The 18,454-nt window shown below is 40.1% G+C and carries 13 protein-coding genes; 8 read left to right on the top strand and 5 right to left on the bottom strand.

The features are described 5' to 3' along the window. Positions 1 to 15: 15 nt before the first annotated feature. The 3 genes from NST85_RS02225 to NST85_RS02215 form a co-directional block, all read right to left on the bottom strand. The gene (locus tag NST85_RS02225; RefSeq protein WP_341188409.1) at positions 16 to 903 is read right to left on the bottom strand and encodes a carbohydrate ABC transporter permease; all 888 of its coding nucleotides are present in this window, start codon (positions 901 to 903) and stop codon (positions 16 to 18) included. Between the two features lie 15 nt (positions 904 to 918). Beyond that, entirely contained in the window at positions 919 to 1,809 is an 891-nt protein-coding gene (locus NST85_RS02220; protein WP_127193117.1) for a carbohydrate ABC transporter permease, read from the bottom strand. A 77-nt stretch (positions 1,810 to 1,886) separates the two neighbouring features. After that, a complete protein-coding gene (locus NST85_RS02215) occupies positions 1,887 to 3,245 on the bottom strand; it encodes an extracellular solute-binding protein (RefSeq protein ID WP_307398283.1) in 1,359 nt (452 codons plus the stop codon). 232 nt (positions 3,246 to 3,477) lie between these two features. Between NST85_RS02215 and NST85_RS02210 the strand changes: the two genes are divergently transcribed. The 6 genes from NST85_RS02210 to NST85_RS02185 all read left to right on the top strand — a co-directional run bounded on the left by NST85_RS02210 (position 3,478) and on the right by NST85_RS02185 (position 11,828). Next, complete coding sequence (locus NST85_RS02210) at positions 3,478 to 5,241, top strand: sensor histidine kinase (protein ID WP_341188408.1); 1,764 nt, start codon at positions 3,478 to 3,480, stop codon at positions 5,239 to 5,241. A 32-nt stretch (positions 5,242 to 5,273) separates the two neighbouring features. Beyond that, on the top strand, positions 5,274 to 6,854 hold the full coding sequence (locus tag NST85_RS02205) for a response regulator transcription factor (protein ID WP_341188407.1): 1,581 nt from the start codon (positions 5,274 to 5,276) through the stop codon (positions 6,852 to 6,854). Positions 6,855 to 6,941: 87 nt separating this feature from the next. Next, on the top strand, positions 6,942 to 8,471 hold the full coding sequence (locus tag NST85_RS02200) for a glycoside hydrolase family 31 protein (RefSeq protein WP_341188406.1): 1,530 nt from the start codon (positions 6,942 to 6,944) through the stop codon (positions 8,469 to 8,471). A gap of 273 nt (positions 8,472 to 8,744) precedes the next feature. Beyond that, a complete protein-coding gene (locus NST85_RS02195; protein ID WP_341188405.1) occupies positions 8,745 to 10,040 on the top strand; it encodes an ABC transporter substrate-binding protein in 1,296 nt (431 codons plus the stop codon). Positions 10,041 to 10,110: 70 nt separating this feature from the next. Beyond that, positions 10,111 to 11,007 (top strand): carbohydrate ABC transporter permease, encoded by an 897-nt coding sequence (locus NST85_RS02190; protein ID WP_307398293.1) that lies wholly within the window; start codon positions 10,111 to 10,113, stop codon positions 11,005 to 11,007. Then, on the top strand, positions 11,004 to 11,828 hold the full coding sequence (locus NST85_RS02185) for a carbohydrate ABC transporter permease (protein ID WP_127193124.1): 825 nt from the start codon (positions 11,004 to 11,006) through the stop codon (positions 11,826 to 11,828). The genes NST85_RS02190 and NST85_RS02185 overlap by 4 nt, the downstream gene beginning before the upstream one ends. Positions 11,829 to 12,006: 178 nt before the next feature. Here the strand turns inward: NST85_RS02185 and NST85_RS02180 are convergent, their stop codons facing one another. Next, positions 12,007 to 13,743, bottom strand: a complete 1,737-nt coding sequence (locus NST85_RS02180; RefSeq protein ID WP_341188404.1) for a fibronectin type III domain-containing protein — start codon at positions 13,741 to 13,743, stop codon at positions 12,007 to 12,009. A gap of 468 nt (positions 13,744 to 14,211) precedes the next feature. Between NST85_RS02180 and NST85_RS02175 the strand changes: the two genes are divergently transcribed. Then, positions 14,212 to 14,562, top strand: a complete 351-nt coding sequence (locus NST85_RS02175) for a helix-turn-helix domain-containing protein (protein WP_127193234.1) — start codon at positions 14,212 to 14,214, stop codon at positions 14,560 to 14,562. After that, positions 14,511 to 15,377, top strand: a complete 867-nt coding sequence (locus NST85_RS02170) for an IS3 family transposase (protein ID WP_170220213.1) — start codon at positions 14,511 to 14,513, stop codon at positions 15,375 to 15,377. The genes NST85_RS02175 and NST85_RS02170 overlap by 52 nt, the downstream gene beginning before the upstream one ends. Before the next feature lie 86 nt (positions 15,378 to 15,463). On the opposite strand, the gene NST85_RS02165 is transcribed toward NST85_RS02170, so the two are convergent. Next, the gene (locus NST85_RS02165; RefSeq protein WP_341188403.1) at positions 15,464 to 18,064 is read right to left on the bottom strand and encodes a fibronectin type III domain-containing protein; all 2,601 of its coding nucleotides are present in this window, start codon (positions 18,062 to 18,064) and stop codon (positions 15,464 to 15,466) included. Between the last annotated feature and the right edge of the window lie 390 nt (positions 18,065 to 18,454).

The raw sequence follows: 18,454 nt of genomic DNA, 5'->3' as shown, positions 1-18,454 counted from the left end.
CCCGTCATGCAAATATTACCCTTTTACAGCTCCTGCTACCATGCCCTCTGTAATTTTGTCTGCTAATAAGAAATAAACTACGATGACAGGTAGTGCACCTAATACTAGAAAAGCCCCAATAGCTCCGTAGTTTACTGAGTATTGGCTGACAAAGCTGTTCACACCAAACGGCAATGTCTTCAGTCTTTCTGCCGAAATAAATGTTGCCGCCAAGATGTATTCGTTCCATATATTAATGAAAGTTAGAATACAGACGGTCACGACCGGTGGTATAGAAACTGGTAATATAATGTTCCAGTAAACCCGAAATACACTTGCACCATCCATAATCGCCGACTCTTCAATCTCTGCCGGAATCGTCTTCATGAAACCATGGAGAATGAACACAGCGATGGGAGTTTGAAAAGCAATATAAGGCAAGATGAGCGATAAATGCGTATTGAGAATGTTCATGTTTTTAAAAATAATCATGAGGGGTAATAAAGTTGCTTGCATTGGAATCATCATACCCACTAGAAACATCAGCAATAGCACTTGACCATAACGCCAACGGAAACGACTTATTGCAAAGGCAGCCAGTGAACTGAAGATAATAACACAGATCATCGTCACCGAAGTAACGAAGAAGCTGTTCCCTAAGTAGCGGAAGTATCTCCCACCTGCAAGGGCATTGCTGAAGTTGACCCATTGCGGTGAGTGTGGAAGTGAGAAGAAGCTTCCAGATAAAATCTCCTCATTCGTTTTGAAGGAGTATAGGACGAGCCAGATCAACGGGTAAACCTGCGTTATTACGAGCACCGATAAGAATAGAATAACGATTCCTTTGGTAAGGGAAAATCGCTTGCGTTTCTGTTCGGGTATGACCTTCTGATTCCTAACACCCACTATACTTGGTGTATCCATATCGATTTCCCTCCTTTATGAGAATCGTTTCTCTAATTTATTAAATATAAAATTAATGATCACTGTGGCGATTAAGCATACGACAACTAGAACTGCAGCTATCGAACTACCATATCCATACTTCATGGACAAGAAAGACATATTATACATATGTGTGGAAATCACATCCGTAGCGTGAGCAGGTCCTCCGCCCGTCATGACCATAACCATATCGAACGCCTGAAGCGAACCGATAAACGCCAACACAATGGAAATTTTAAAAATGGGAATGATCATGGGGAAGGTAATGTAACGATCTGCCTTAAAGCCTTCTGCTCCATCAATTCGTGCTGCCTCATAAATTTCAGCCGGAATATTGGAAATTCCAGTAAACTGGATGAGCGTATGATAGCCCAAGTACTGCCACAATGCCACGAAATATAATGCAAACATAGCTACCTTTGGTTCGGTTAACCATGATCTCGTCCATGATTCAAGTCCAACTGTCTCTAATATTTGATTCAACATCCCACCCATCGCCGCTGGATTGTAGATGGTTTTCCACAACTGGCCAATGATAACAACGGATAGAATAACAGGCATAAAATAACTAGAAACTAAAAAGTTAGGTTTGCGAATATATCTTCGAAGAAAGATAGCTACCATCAATGCAAGCGGAATCTCCGCCATCGAGAATACTGCAAACATAAGAGTTCTCCGTACGGAAGGCCAAAATACTGGGTCCTGGAAAAATAAATTTCTGAAATTCTCAAGTCCTACAAAGGAAGATTGACCAATTCCATTCCATTCCAACAACCCGCTATATAACGATACAAGTATGGGCACGAATACAATGCCGAAATAAATTAGTGTACACGGAAGTATAAAGGCTACAATCGTAAAACGGGAGACCTTAAGTACATTCACGCCCCATCTCCTCCTTCTGTCTATCATGATAGACATGAAGGGAACAACTAGTGTCCCCTTCACATCAGGTTTCAAATCTATTTATTATTGTCCTCATACGCCGCTTGATGTTCTTTACCTACTTCAGCAGAATCTATCTTCTGTACGAATAGATTTTGAATACTGTTCAAGTGAATTTGGGCTGTACCCGGATTCATCGTATTATCAAATGCCAAGTCTCCGCCTTTTACTTCTTTGAATAGACCTAGTACTTCCATAGCCATATCGGAATAACCAGCAGCTGCAAAGTCACCGTCTACGATCTGGCCAACTCCCACAGCGCCTTTTGCTGCAAAGGCTTCTTTCGGGAAATTCAACATAAAGTAGTTTAAGAAATCCTTCGTTTCTTGCAGATGTTCGCTATCCGCAGAGATCGCGAATGCACTACCTGGTGCTAACATAAATTCGTTTGGATCACCCTTACCGTTAATCGTTGGGAACTTAAATACGCCCACTTTCCCATTCACTGAAGATGTCTCGATCCCACCTGTTGCCCATGTTCCCATGAAATACATAGCAGACTTTCCTGTTTTAAATAAGTTCTCGCCTGCATTGTAGTCAAAGGAAGTTGCTCCCTCTTGGAATGCTCCAGCAGCGACTAAACTTTGGAACGCATCGACTGCTTCGGTAAAAGCAGGATCTTCAAATGTCTTCTTCTTGTCTACAACATCCTGCAAGAACCCTGGACCACCATTTGTGCGAAGTAGCATATTCATGAACAAGAAAGAACCTGTCCAGGAATCTTTTTCACCAATGGAGATCGGTGTAATGCCCTTATCCTTAAGTGTCTTAACAACCTCAAGCATTTCTTCATAAGTTGTCGGTACTTTCACACCTGCTTGTTCGAATAGTTCCTTATTGTAATAGACAACAGCAATGTTATTTCCATCTGGAAGAGCATAGGTGTTGCCATCAAAGCTATAGAAATCTAATAAACCTTCTTGGAATGTAGCCTTCAAGCCGTTTTGATCCAACATATCATTTAATGGAGCAAACAGCTTAGCATCCACAAAAGGCTTCATTTGTGCTGCTGGGTTTACAATGGTGATATCAGGCACTTCTTTCGATGCCGCTTGTGTTTTTAACTTCAACTTTTGTTGATCCGTGTTAAGGGAATCCAGTTCAATCGTGATGTTAGGGTGATCTGTATGATATTGATCTACTAGTTTCTTCATAATTTGATTCTTCGGATCAGTAGGGTCTGGATAAATGTTCTGGAATGTAATCGTAACTTTCTTATCTTCAACCTTTTCTGCTGGTTTCTCCGTTGCATTTGTGGAACCTGAATTTGCGCTGCCTGTATTCTCTTTCGTCTTGGCATTGCCTCCACACGCCGCTAAACTAAGTAATAATGTAGTTGCTAGTACGAGACTTAACAATTTAGATGTCTTAACCAATTTTATTCCCCCCTTGTAAGTGCTTACCTTCATTATGGAGGCGATTACATCCCTTGGGGAGGTGTGATATTAAGGAGTTAGGTTTGTTTTTTTCAGATATGCTGGATGGGATTGTAAACCGTAATGGGCCGTTTATAGTACAATGGGTTACATATAACAGTACAAGTACATATAATTATGAGTATATTTAAGAACCATAAGTAGCCGATCTAAAGGTTAGAGGAGTAGGATTATGAAAAGGCCCAGATCACTGAGAAGTAAAATTAATGTCTATTTTATTACGATGCTCATCGTCATTTTGGGTATTTTTAGTCTCGCTATCACCCAATATTTCAAAGAGACTTTTCGTGAAAATGCGGTCAGCAACGGGGAACAAATCGTCGGACAATCGATATCAACTATGGATACTTACTTCAGTCATCTCAAGAAGATCATCCAAGTCTTAGGCAGTAATGAAAATATATTAAAAGCTGTTGAATATCGAAATTCGGTCGACGAGGTCGACTACAAATACGAGCTAGGTAATAAGTGGACCGTCGAATATGCGATGCAGAATGCAATCGGTTATAACTATGACATCAAAGACATCATAATCATCGGAAAAGATGGTAACGCTTTATATCATTCTGGAGGCTCTATCAGACAGGATTATAACTTTTGGGAGCAAAACTGGTTTCCGTCAATTCAGGATGATTATGCCATCGTAAATTTCTCAGGCTTACATGCACAAGACTATTATTTCAATAAGACGGATGAGCAAACGATCTCCATGTTCATTCCAGTTAAAGACTATCGAAACGTACATAAAAACTATAATGCTACATTAATGTTTAACTTTTATGTAGATAAGATGTTTTACTCCGGGGATTTATCCTTTTCTCATGCTATCATCGTCGTTGACTCACAAGACAATATCGTCTGGGATACTTCGAATGGCTTAAATGACGAGCAAATGAATCAATTAAAGCAGCAACTTACCGATGATAAAGGTAGCTTTATTGTTGATCAGACGGACTCGAATACATCCCCCTACTCTGTTGTGTACGATACTTCGCGGATCACAGGTTGGAAAAATATCGGTCTGAAATCACTTGATGAAGTGGATCGCCACATTCATGTGTTGATGATGTTCTCTTTATATTCCGTACTGGCTACCATCGCAGCCGTATTGATCTCATCGATGATCATTTCGAAAAGTATTACGAAACCGATTACAAAGCTAGCTCAGAAATTCAAAAGGATTCCATCAGAAAGTTTAGACGTAGATTTATACGATGACAGTACCAAGGAAATTCTCATTCTATCCACCACGGCAAACAAAATGATTCAGAAACTCCATGATCTTAATCTAGAGGTTTTACTGGAGCAGGCCAGTGCCAAAGACGCCCAAGTACGGGCACTACAGCATCAAATCAATCCGCATTTCCTGAATAATACATTGCAAAATATTAAAGCTTTAGCCTTAAGTAATGACTCCCAAGCGATTTCGGAAATATCAACAATTCTAGGTAAAATGTTGACATATTCCATATACCAGCCGTATGAAATGGTAGAATTGCACCGAGAGATTCATCATGCGGAAAATTTCATTAAAATTCAAATGTATAGATATCCAGGCATGTTTGATTACGAGGTCGCTTGTCCCGAAGATTTATCGAGTGTAAAAGTTCCTAAATTGATACTCCAGCCGATTGTAGAAAATGCAATCCAGCATGGGATTTTAAAGAAGGGTCACGGATATATCGTGATTTCGATTCAAGAAGAACAAGAAAATATATTTATATCAGTCATTGATAATGGTGGAGGTATTTCAACGGAGAAACAAGAACAGCTGCAAAATGAACTGAAACACAATCAAGTTGGAAGTAAATCAAGCAGTATCGGACTCGCTAACATTCACGAAAGAGTTAAAATCACCTATGGAGGATACTACGGTATCCGTATTACCTCAGAATATGGAAAACATACAACGATATCTATTGTTATTCCAAAATAACTATACTACGGTAACAAGAAAAGGAGACAGCTATGATCAGCGCATTAATTGTAGATGATGAACTTTTAACGGTGCGTATGTTGGAGAATACCATTGATTGGAACTCTTACGGTATTCAAGTTATTGCAACTGCACAAAGCGGAGAACAGGCCTTAGCCCTGTATCGTAATTATCAAGTTGAGTTGATCATTACCGATATTAATATGCCCGGAATGAATGGAATCGAGTTCATTAAACAAGTAAGAGAAATAAACAAAGAGACCCGGATTATTCTACTCAGTGGGTTTGGAGAGTTCCAGTACGCCAAACAAGCATTGAAGTATGGAGCTTCTGCTTATATTTTAAAGCCTATGGATGAGATGGAATTAGATTTGGCTTTAAAAGAAGTTATTAATGAAATTTCCTCTAACAAAAAAACACAGAAAATGATCCAGCAAAATAAAAATATTTCTCGAAGTAGGCTGATTAAAGGGTTCATGAAAAAAATGGTCTCGGAGAACTCCCTTCACGGCATCGCCAGTGAGCTCCGTTTTCATTTTGATAATTATATGTTGTTCAGTATTAATATAGAGAATGAGACCATGAATGAATTTATGGATATTAGTAACTTGCTACATTCTAAGAGTACCTATATTCAAGATAGTTTAAGTCATGTGCTGCTCGAGTACGGTGAAAATATTATTTTGGAATTTGAAGAGGATAGCTGGTATATCCTAATATCGCATATGGATATGGATCAGGCCCCTCATTGTGCGCAAAATATGATACGCGCATTCTTGGAAACGTTTGCAATAAAATCTAACGTATGTTTTAGTAGCATTTATCATGCAATGAACGAACTCCCTATAGCCTACGAAGAAGTAGAAAAATTGAAACGTCTAAATCAATATACAAATAACGGTTCGGTTTTAGGCCACGGATATAACTATGAAGCTACAACATTCGATAAACTACAAATGATTGAAGATGAGAAAACGATCGTGTCCTACATTCTGAGTGGTAAGATCGTCTCGGCACGTGAAAGATTAGTTGAAATCTTACAACATACCATTCATATCACCCCTTCTTCTCTGGATGATGTGTATGATTTTTGTTTTAATATTCTAGCTGAGATTAGGAAGTATCTACTAGAGGAAAAATATATATCTTCGATTTCCAATGTGATTATGAACGTGAATTATCAAGATTTGCTTAAGCTATCATCCATCGACCAACTCACCAACTTTATGGTGAAAATGATAAATAGCATTAGTACTCTGGGTACTAACGGAAATTCTAGTATAAATAAGCTTGTGGAAAAGAGCATCCAGTATTTAGAGGATCACTACAGCGAGAATATTTCCTTAGAAGAGGTATGTGAATATGTAGCGATGAGCAAAAACTATTTTTGCTATTTGTTTAAACGTGAAACGGGTAAGAGTATGTGGGTCTTATTAACCGAGATCAGGATGGAGAAAGCTAGATATATGCTAGAGCATACCGATATGAAGAGTTACGAGATTTCTTATAATATCGGCTATGACAATCCAAGCTACTTTTCTAAACTCTTCAAAAAGATGCACGCCATGACGCCTAATGAATATAAGAATAAACACAGTAACATAACAAAGTAATATAAAACGATAATATACTTCATGTAAGAGTTTTTGAGTCGATGATACAATGACGACAACATATAGAAGTATAAAGGAGCGAGCTTTTTGAACATCACATTCCAACTATTAGCGAACGAGTATTGGTATGGCGGTTATTCCCATTACGGCTGGGCCCAACCTTGGGGAGTAGAATCTGAAATAGATATGGATATGGAAATTAATAGTACAGTAAATCAAGCCATGCCCTTTATTGTTTCGACAAGAGGAAGGTATATTTGGTGTGAAGATGGTTTCCATATTCATTTTAAGAAAGGTACTCTATCCATTGATTATCACAAGAGTGAACCTAAATTGTTTGATGGGTTTAATACGCTTAAAGAAGCATACAACCATGCATGCGCCAAGCACTTCCCTGTAAAAAGCGGCTCGATTGGACTAGAATTGATTACAGCACCACAATATAACACTTGGATTGAACTAACATTTTATCAGAATCAGAAGGATGTTATGAAATATGCTGCTAGCATTACAGAACATGGATTGCCAAGCGGCGTTCTGATGATTGATGACGGTTGGAGTGACTATTATGGGAAATGGTTGTTCAGCAAAGAGAAATTCCCAAATCCCAAGCAGATGATTGATGAATTACACGAACAAGGCTTTAAGGTGATGTTATGGGTATGCCCATTTATAACCCCAGATACAACGGAATTCAGATATCTAAGAGACCACAACATGCTTATTTCAACTCCAAATGGTGATTCCTTTATCGTGAAATGGTGGAATGGGTATTCGGCGGTTTTGGATATGTCTAATCCTGATACCATCCAATGGCTAGACCAGCAACTAGCTGCCCTAATCAATGAATATGGAGTAGACGGTTTCAAATTTGATGCCGGTGACAGTCCTTTTTATAGCGATGATATGGTGACCTATGGAAATACAGATCAGAATACTCAATCCCGTTTATGGGCGGAGTATGGCAGTAAATACGAATACAATGAGTACCGTGTAACGTGGAAAGCAGCAGGCTTACCTCTCATGCAGAGACTAGCGGATAAAAACCATAGTTGGGACGAGCACGGTATACAATCTCTGATTCCTAACACGCTTGTACAAGGAATAACAGGTCATCCATTTGTTTGTACCGATATGATTGGCGGGGGAGAATATTTAAACTTTCATCAGAACCAACATAACTTGGATGAGGAATTATTTGTTCGCCACGCAGAGATTGCCTGCCTGCTTCCTACCATGCAATTTTCTGCAGCTCCATGGAGAGTCTTGAGTCCAGAGAACTTTGAGCTTATTAAGAAAAGTGTTCAAATCCGTAATGAATATATGCCTTTGATCCTTCAACTGGTAGATCATGCAAAGCTTAGCGGTGAGCCGATCGCTAGGTTCATGGATTACGTCTTTCCTAATCAAGGTCTGGAGAACATAACGGATCAATTTATGTTAGGTAATCAAGTATTGGTTGCCCCAATTCTTCTAAAAGGCTCAGTTGATCGATTAGTGGAGCTGCCCAAAGGAACTTGGAAGGATCGACACGGTCATCTATTGGAAGGTGGAGTAACAGTTACCTTGACCCCGCTAGCAGGTGAACCTATCGTATTGGAGTTGCTGCAATCATAAACCGTTCATAACGCTCACGAATCGTTGGTGCTAATATACCAGCTGATAAGTGAGATTTTTTTATGATCATGCCGAACGTAATATAGTGCTAGAATATATTTGCATTAGATTACTCCAGCGTATGATTCATTAACTTTCTGCCCCGATTAGATCTTAAAACCATAATAATGTCATAAAAGATCACGAATATTATTGATTCATCGCCCCTATAGAAAGCGCTATCATTAAGGTGTAAAGAAGAGATTACAATACTATATTTCGGAGGGGTACAACATGAAAAAGGCAATGGCGATATTGCTTACGGCTATATTACTCATTTCTGTAGTTTCTGGTTGCGGAAAGTCGGAATCGAAACAAACGGCTAATTCTGATAATAAGCCGGCCGCAAATTCTGCGGAGAAGGATGGCAAGAAGGTTAAGGTACGTCTCATGGCTTACAACCAAGAAAGTATACGAAAATCGTACTTAGAATTCTTAAAACAGGAACTACCGAATATTGAAGTGGAGTTTCAATTTGTAGCATTGGATCAATTTAATAGTGTTTTAAATACACAACTTGCTTCCAAGGAAGGTCCGGATCTGATTGAGACCGGCGGAGAAACAACTCTGTTAGCTTCAGCGGGATATCTGCTAGATCTTACAGATCAAGATTTTATCAGCAACTATACAGATACAGGGTTTCAAGCTTATACACTCAAAGATAAGATCTATGCCACCCCGCTACAATCTTGGTTTGAGGGAATTTATTATAACAAAGGCATCTTTAAAGAAAACGGGCTAACCCCACCCCAAACATTTGATGAGTGGATGCAAATTCATCAAACCCTAAAAGACAAAGGCATTAAACCGCAATCGATGGGAGCCTCATCTTGGGAACCTATGATGAAACAATCCATGGGCATGATACTAAATGAATTTTATTCCAAACAAGAAAACAAAGGTTTTGATGACAAGTTTAATGCTGGCGAAGTGTTGCTCGCAGACAACTGGAGTGAAGCACTCACAGAATGGCACAAAATTATTGAACAGGGATATATAGATTCAAAAATGCTGGGCATGGACTACGATCAGGCCTTGGATGAGTTCGCAACAGGCAAATCAGCTATGTGGCAATCAGGCCCTTGGGCGTTAGAAACAATCAAGCAAAAGAATCCAAACCTCGAACTAGGCATGTTCCCGTTCCCTGGTACCGAAAAAGGAACAGGCTGGATGATTGGCGGACCTGGTAGTGCATTAGCGATTAATAAAGATTCAAAAAATGTAGAAGCAGCGTTAGAAGTACTTCGAGTTACCGCTACTCCTGAGGCCCAAAAAGCTCTGATCGCAGATAATGTAGGCAGTTCCTTCGTAAAAGGCGTAGAAGTTGATTTAGGTGAAGAATTTGCAGACTCTTCGGCCGCCTTCGAAGCAGGGAATGTATATGGTCCGTGGTTGTACTGGTTAGGCGGGAATCCAATTGTTGAAAGCTATGGAAAAGCACTTCAAGAAGTACTCTCTGGCTCTAAAACAACGGATGAAGCATTAAAAGATGCCGATAAAACGGCAAAAACGATTAGAGACTCCATGTAAAGCTACAGAATAGATAAATGGTAACCACGGGGGCTAAATATTAGTCCCCTTTCCATAGGGAGGAACATGTATGAAAATAGGCTTCGCGAAGACCCTGCGGAATCATTATGTATATTTGCTGATGATTGCACCGGCACTTATTGGTTTTAGTATTTTTTTCATCTTGCCGACACTAATGAACTTTGGATACAGTTTGACGAACTGGTCTGTATATAAACCTAATTATAGCTTCATTGGTCTGAAGAATTTTGTTGAACTAGTCCATGACGTTCAGACGACAGCTGCGGTCAAGAATGCATTTATCTATGCGATTGTTATGACCCTTCTGCAAAATATTTTAGCTATTCCTTTGGCAGTCGCTCTATCTCTAAAGCTTAAATCCGCTAATTTATTAAAAACGGTATTTTTCGCTCCAGCAATTCTTAGTGTATTAATTGTAGGTTATCTGTGGTCATTTATTATGACATCTGCTGATCACGGTTTGTTGAATCAACTTGTACAGTTCTTCGGATTTGGGCCGATAAATTGGCTTGGTAATCCAAAGCTTGCATTATTCTCCGTTTTGTTCACGCAATTATGGCAATGGACGGGATGGGCTATGGTTATCTATCTAGCGAATATTCAAAGTATTGACGAAACCTTGTACGAAGCGGCGAAGATCGATGGAGCCAATGCTGTGCAACGATTCTTTAAAGTCACGCTTCCACTGCTCTACCCTTCCGTCTCTTTTAACGTTCTGATGAGTATGATCGGTGGACTAAAGGTGTTTGATATTATCTTCTCCATGACTTCAGGTGGTCCTGGATATTCTACAGAAACGATTACAACCATGTTGATTCGAAGAGGATTTACAGAGGGAAGAACAGCGTATGCAGCTGCGTTTGGCGTGATTTTCTTTCTACTTGTATTAATAGTTTCCAAAGCTATTACATGGAGCTTTAATAAATGGGAGGAGAAAATATCATGAAGAAAAGCAGCCTGATTATACTAGAAATTGTCTTAATCATCTTGGCGGCCATCATGCTAATCCCGATCTATTATCTGCTTGTCACGACATTTAAGACACCAGCAGAAGCTGCGCTAAGCCCGATGGGATTACCCAAAGTCTTTATGCTTGATAACTATATTAAAGCCTTCACCGCAATGAATTATCCACGAGCACTTCTTAATAACCTTATTGTTAATGTGTGCTCTGTATCCCTGTTGGTAGCATTTTCATCCATGGCTGCCTATGTCATTGCTCGTAGACCAGAAAAAATTTATAAACGGATATATGGTATTTTCATGATCGGACTCATGGTTCCCTTTCAGATTTCATTAATACCGTTATACAAAGTTGTATCTGGATTAGGCGTAATGAACTCTTTAACGGGTGTCATATTAGTCAGTGTCTTCTGCATTAATATGTCATTCTCCATATTTCTGTTTAAAGGCTTTATTAACACCATCCCTTTCGAACTGGAAGAAGCAGCAGCCATTGATGGGTGTCGCAAATTGCGGATCTATTGGGTAATTGTATTCCCTCTACTGAAACCGATCATTGCTACCGTTTGTATTCTAAATGCGTTAGCTGTCTGGAACGACTTCATGACCCCTCTGCTATTTCTACAGAGTCCTTCCAAAGCAGTGATTCTACTAGAGGTATATAAAAATGTAGGGCCATTCTCAACAGACTGGACCGCGTTCTTCCCTATGATGGTGTTGGGTGTTATTCCAATGGTTATATTCTACTTATTTATGCAAAGATTTATTATTAACGGAGTAGTTGCAGGATCTGTTAAAGGATAAACGATTCAGGTTGAGGGTGGGCATTATATTGCTAACCCAAGTATCGCTGACTTCAGTGAATATATGGCTCAAGCTCAGGCCGGCTCTAAATAAACAATCTAATATGTCTATTGTACAAAGCAGGGTGTCCCAGGCCATTTCCATGGTCTTTGGGACACCCTGTTTTTCTTCACTTATTTCACGGTAAAGTCGACAAGAATGGTTTCACCGTATTAGCTAGATTATAATTGCTAGTTTTATCCCAGTTAATAGACCAGGTCATCGCACCGCGGATATCCGGGTATTTGGCTACAGGCTTATAAGTCCCGCATCCATTACCAGTCGCTAAACATTTCAATGCATCGTTCACAACGCTAGGGGCGACATAACCTCCTCCAGCTGCAGAAGTTACGGCTGGAACACCTATTCCAAATTGGGAAGGTTCAATCCATTGTAACGTCAGATCTGAAAGTGCTGTCAGAAAATTAATTGTACCTTGGGAATAACATTGCCCATCACGACCCAGCATACAACCTGAATTGTAATACTGAACATTTACTACTGTTGTGATGTCCTTCAAGTTATTATATAGCTGCATATAAGAGGTATTAGAGTTCTGCATATCAATCGTTTGCGGAGCCATAGTCAAGATGAAGTCGGAGCCGAACTGTTGCTGTATCTGACGAACCGCTAACGTTAAATTCGCCACATTCATGCCGCTTTCCAGATCGATATCGATTCCATCCAACCCAAACTGAGTAATCAGACCAGACATACTAGTAACAAAGTTGGATATGTTCGGTGATGCGCTGCCTAGATTGATGTTACCTTCCGCTCCTCCTATGGAAAGAATGACCTTTTTACCTTGTGCACGCTTGGCCTGGATATCACTAATCAAATTGGCATTGGTATACCCGCCAAGGGCAGTAGATAGTTTAGAATCTACATTAAAGGTAACCCCACCTGGCTTCGTAAGATCCATATCAGCAAAAGACAGTACTATAATGTCGTATTGGCTTGGTACTTCACTTAGTTTTATATTGGAAGAATTATTTATAAAATTATGCCAATATCCTGTCAGAATATGTTTCGGTAAGTTACTGCCTACACTCGTTGTTGCGCTTACTGTTGCACTACTAGCCGAAACATTGCCTGCGGCATCTTTGGCGACAACTGTAAAGGAGTAAGTTGTACTAGCTGCAAGCCCCGTGACCGTAGCTGTTGTACCCGTAACCGTTAGTGCTAGCGTCGAGCCTTGATAGACGTTATAACCGGTGACAGCAACATTATCTGTAGACGCTGTCCAAGATAATAAAACACTGGATGACGTCGTTGAGCTTACAGTAACATTAGTGGGAACCGTCGGAGGTAGTAGATCACCTCCAGAGATAGAGTCTGTGGTTACGCTAATTTGATTACTATAGCCGGATACATTACCTGCTGCATCCTTGGCAGTAATCTTATACGTATAGGTCGTGTTAGCGCTGAGCCCTGAATTCGTATAGTTGAGCGTGCTTCCTGAAACATTATCTATCAACGTCGAACCTTGATACACAACGTAACCTGTTACCCCGACATTATCACTTGAAGCATCCCAAGCTAATGTTATGCTGGATGTTGTGGTGCCCACCGCGTGTAAATTAGTAGGGGCGGAAGGCGCCACCGTATCACTTCCTCCTCCCTGAACCAGTTGCCACAGAGCAGGTACATTGGGCGGCTCCCAACCTGTTAGTGACGTATGGGGCTGAATATCCTTATACGTGTTACCACCATACGTAACTGTATCATTTAATGCATAAGATACATTTGGCGCCCATGCACCCCGGTCAGCCGCAATAGCCATGGACGGCAGCATGCCTAAGAATACAGCTATAATGATTACAAGCGGAAGTGTCCTTCTGAACCCTTTTACCCTTCTAATTAAAGCTCTTCTCATACCATCGCCTCCTACAATTTTTTCTTACAGTTTCATAGGGCTAGCAACCACACCTCCCATTCAAAATGCAGAGTAAGTAGATCGTAAGCAGATAGCTGGCTATGTTCTAGAAGAGTATATTTAATATGCGATAAGCATGGAGTATCACGGGGATGGCTTGATAACGCTTACATTTTCCGAGGTGAATGGGATCCATACTGTCTATGGACCACATTCTTACGACTTACGTCAATTGTAATTAGTTGCTATATATTGGTCTATAGTCCAAAAGCTTCAATATCTCATGTATACGTTGGATACACAGTGCTATTTCTCACTTATGATGAATTATGGCTCCTCCGTGGACAAAAGTATAAATTTAGAAATCCAAACAAAAACCCCTAACGTCAAAGTGAAGTGCACCCCTTAGAATAGACATTGGAAAAACCCCCGGGTTTAGCCGATGAAATTCTAGGGGGTGCATTTTTTATGCCAGCAAAGAAGGGTCAGAAGTTTAAGCATTATCCTGAGTCTCTTAAAGTAGAAGCGGTAGGACTGTTTATTGAGGATGGATGGTGCTACAGAAAGATTGCAGAACACTTAGAAATAAACGATAAAAACCGTGTTAAGGTTTGGGTGAGGAAGTATCGGACAGAAGGACAAGCTGCATTTGAAGATAGACGTGGAGATCCACACAAGGCTGAAACAGAGCAAGAGCGTGAGTTGCGTCGTTTGCAGTTGGAGGTAGATGTCCTAAAAAAGTGGTTACAAATCTTGAATCGGGAGGGTTGCAGGATAGATATGTCGTCATCGACGAACTTAAGCATAAACAAACCGTAAAGGAGCTCTGTGTATATTTGGGGATTAGCAGAAGCGGTTACTATGCTTATTTAAAGCGCAAGAATAAGCATATTGACGAGGATTTGAAGCTTAAGATCCGTATCATTTATGAGCAACGTAACAAGACTGTAGGATACCGTCGTATACAGGATGAATTGTATCGCCAATATCGTCTTGTAGTGAATCATAAGAAGGTTCTACGACTCATGCAGGAACTAGGTATTCAAGCGATTATACGCCGTAAGTACGTCCATAGAACAAGTCATGAGGCGGCTGTTTCGGATGGAAGGATCGCAGAGAACTTGTTGAACCGAGACTTTAAAGCCGATAAACCTAATCTGAAATGGGCAACAGACGTTACGCAATATCGTGTTTTTGATGACAAGATTTACTTATCTGCCATTAAAGATCTGTGGAATAACGAAATCGTCGGATACCACATTAGTAGGAATAATGACAATCCGCTTGTCTTAGAGACGTTTCGAAAGGCGTTTGAAAAGCATAAAGACGTGACCGGGCTGATCGTTCACAGCGATCAAGGAAGCCAGTACACGTCTCATGCTTACCATGACATGCTGCCACAGGTTGGAGCCCAAATCAGCATGTCACGTCGAGGGAATTGTTATGACAACGCCTCAATCGAGAGCTTCTTCTCTCATCTTAAAGTCGAAGCACTCTACCCTTATGATATACGAAGTACCGATGAGGCACAAAGAAGAATTGAAGAATTTATTCGTTTTTATAACGAAGATAGAGCACAACGAAAATTAAACAAGCTGACTCCTGTTGAGTACAGGAACCAGCTTGTGTCCTAGGTGTTTTTACAGTGTCTACTAATTGGGGTCTTGACCAAAGGACGCTAGGGGCATTATTCATAGGGTATCCCTATATAGTTATAATGTTAGTTAGTAGCACTCACCTCTACTGGATCCGAATTATTTCTTGAACCAACAGCTTTGATGACGAAGTCATAACTTTTTGCAGGATCAATTCCAGTTAAAGTATAACTATAATTCGATTGATTACTTACTGCTGGAACATAAACACTCCAGTTTGTGCTTACTTTATTGTTCTTTTCGTATATTCTAAATCCTCTTACAGCTTCTGGTGTACTTGTTGGAGTTTTCCATGAAATGAGCGCTTGGTTATTTGGTTTTTTAAGTGCAGTTGCATTCTCAACCTTGCTAGGTTTAGCATCCGTTCTCTTGATGCTATATGCATCATAAACGGCTACGGATTGATTCTTAACCACAGTGTAAGAAGTAAATTTAAGCACAGCTCCCGATATAGATACATCTACAAACATTTTCTTATTAGGTTGATCATTCTTAGCTGCAAAGAAATTGTCTGCGCTCGGGTTTATAGTATAAAATTTCGCAGCACCTGAGTTGCCCATCAGATATACCGTACCTTTAGGATCAACAACATTACCTTGATTATCCTTTACCACATTTTTGATGGCCACGTTATTTAACATTTGATAGGATCTCATATACATGTGATCATGGCCCTCGAATACCAAATCAATGCCCATTTCATCAAATACCGGAATCAAATATTTTCTATAGAATTTCACGCGATCTGATTCCGCTGATGCATTATCACCTGAAGAGTAGGCTCCCTTATGCATCGATACGAATTTCCACTTCTTATCCGTCTTCGCAACTTGATTTCTCATCCACTTCAGTTGAGCGTCGAATTGAGCATCTGCTTTGTACGGACTAACGTCACCTTCATATTGAGAATTAATTTGCATGAAGAGTGCATCCCCATATTCAAAAGCATAAACTGAGCCATCTTCCGTTCCCGTTCCAACATCCTTTGGCAAGTTAAAATGGTTATAATAATTGTTATTCGGATAATCCTCTATTTCATGGTTCCCAATAATAGGTGCAAAAGGAACATTCGCAAATTCTGTCTGCGGAACCCCAAGGAACCACTGCCATAGTTGCTCAAGATCGCCATCGTCTGTTAAATCCCCTGTCAGGAGCACAAATTTGGGATCAACGAGTGTATCGATTGCTTTTCTAAACGTGTCCTGCCATAATTCAAAGTTTGATTTGCTTGAACCTTGTGTATCTGTCGTATACATAAAATGAAAGTCTTGATTGGCTGCTGGATCTGTAGTGAACGAGCCCATTTGGCCCCACCCATCTGCATCGCCATTACCTGCACGATATACATACTTGGTGCCCGGATTAAGTTGATTAGCGATCACCTTGTGACTAGCAAACTTTTTATACTTTTTGGAACTCCGATCACTAGCAGTCATTAGAGTTTCGATGATCGTAACATTACCAGTAAATGTAGTCGCCACCTGTTCAGGGAATGTCCCTCCTTGAACTTGAGAAGCTTCAACAACCTGGACCACTGTCCCTGTAATTGCCTCAGGGGTGTACCAAGCAAAAGCTATACTTGTCTTAGGATCACCGTTAAATGTCATATTTAATAATGTGGGGATCTTGTTAACATTCGGCGGAACTTGAGCTGCAGTTTTGAAACTCCAAATGATATCATTAACCGGAGCTATATTATCTGCAGAGCCTTTTAATAGCCCCTTTGGAATCGTTACTTTATAGGTTTTCCCATATGCGAGGTCTGGGTGATTTATTTTTACCGTATCATTACCTATCAATCCAACCGTTATATTTCCTACTGAAACGTTCGTATTATCTACTATGGTTGCGTTAAAAGCGCTATTGAGCACAATTGATTTATTGAATTTGACAGATATCTCCGTATTGAGCGGCAAATCTACTGCATCTGAAGTGGGCTTTTTGATTAAGTCTAACGTAGGGACTTCTGTTCCTCCGCCACCCCCACTTTTACGTTCACCCGTTATGGTAACATCCTTTATTCTACTTGACCCCGAGCTTGATGTAGTCCCGCCGCTTACATTCTTATTGGAATCAATAACCCAGCGGATATATAGTAAATCTTGATCATTTGCCTGACTTGGTAGAGGAACATTCACTAATTTACATGTACTACTAGAGTAGTTAGTCTGGGCCAAAACAAGCTTACCATTCGGTATATCGGTCCAGGTCTGTTGGTCTGTACTGAATTGAGCCTTAAAATCACGAGGGCCTGTGCTTGAAGAGGTTTGTTGAGAGGATATGGTTAAATTTTCAAACCCTTTTGAGGAAGTCGTTGCCAGCCAATACTTTGTGCCTATCCCATTATCCCAGCCTTGATTGCGAACACTGTTCTCACTCGATTCATAACTGTATTGATTTACATTCGTTCCTACATCTCTAATTGTAGAGCTCAATTTATAGACACCATCTGTAGCAGAGAAGACGCCATTCGTCCCCTTATCCTTAAATACCCATCCCGCTACCGTTTCTCTAACCGCAACTGCTTGTGCCACTAACCCCGCATCTGCATCCGCACTTTCTTCCGCAAATATAGCTCCATTCATGGACATCGATAGGATCACTGTTAAAATACATATCATTCGAAGATATTTACTTTTTAAATTGTTAATTCCCCTCTTTCTCATTTTCATTACCCCTTTTCTCATTTTAGATAAAATGCAGAAGGTATGAATGCCTATGCGTTACAGGTTTCATCGAACTATCCCTAACACACTCAACGTTTCAATTCCATCTATCACCTCCCCTAAAAAGTAGAGTAAAGAGTAATGTTTAAGCGCTTAAACATTTATAGTATACTATATTTAAGTATTTTTGTAAATATAAGACAATTATACCGTGTATCAAGTCCTACTCCCCTGCTTCCTATTAATAGGATACCGACGCGTAAAACCAACTAAAAACTCGCTAGAAACGCCTATTCATCAGTTAAGTACCCCGTGATTAAGTGCTTCTAGCGAGTTCTGTAAGTCACTTCTTATATAATGCTAACAGTACAGGCCTAGTAGAAATAATAT

The organism is Paenibacillus sp. FSL K6-2524 (genome assembly GCF_038005525.1).
Lineage (GTDB): Bacteria > Bacillota > Bacilli > Paenibacillales > Paenibacillaceae > Fontibacillus > Fontibacillus anaericanus.
This window is presented reverse-complemented; position numbering and strand designations above follow the sequence as displayed.

Excerpts from the sequence above, each read along its gene's own strand:
- NST85_RS02225 (WP_341188409.1), bottom strand. The coding sequence starts at position 903 with ATGGATACACCAAGTATAGTGGGTGTTAGGAATCAGAAGGTCATACCC.
- NST85_RS02210 (WP_341188408.1), top strand. The coding sequence starts at position 3,478 with ATGAAAAGGCCCAGATCACTGAGAAGTAAAATTAATGTCTATTTTATT.
- NST85_RS02205 (WP_341188407.1), top strand. The coding sequence starts at position 5,274 with ATGATCAGCGCATTAATTGTAGATGATGAACTTTTAACGGTGCGTATG.
- NST85_RS02195 (WP_341188405.1), top strand. The coding sequence starts at position 8,745 with ATGAAAAAGGCAATGGCGATATTGCTTACGGCTATATTACTCATTTCT.
- NST85_RS02190 (WP_307398293.1), top strand. The coding sequence starts at position 10,111 with ATGAAAATAGGCTTCGCGAAGACCCTGCGGAATCATTATGTATATTTG.
- NST85_RS02185 (WP_127193124.1), top strand. The coding sequence starts at position 11,004 with ATGAAGAAAAGCAGCCTGATTATACTAGAAATTGTCTTAATCATCTTG.
- NST85_RS02180 (WP_341188404.1), bottom strand. The coding sequence starts at position 13,743 with ATGAGAAGAGCTTTAATTAGAAGGGTAAAAGGGTTCAGAAGGACACTT.
- NST85_RS02175 (WP_127193234.1), top strand. The coding sequence starts at position 14,212 with ATGCCAGCAAAGAAGGGTCAGAAGTTTAAGCATTATCCTGAGTCTCTT.
- NST85_RS02165 (WP_341188403.1), bottom strand. The coding sequence starts at position 18,064 with ATGAGAAAGAGGGGAATTAACAATTTAAAAAGTAAATATCTTCGAATG.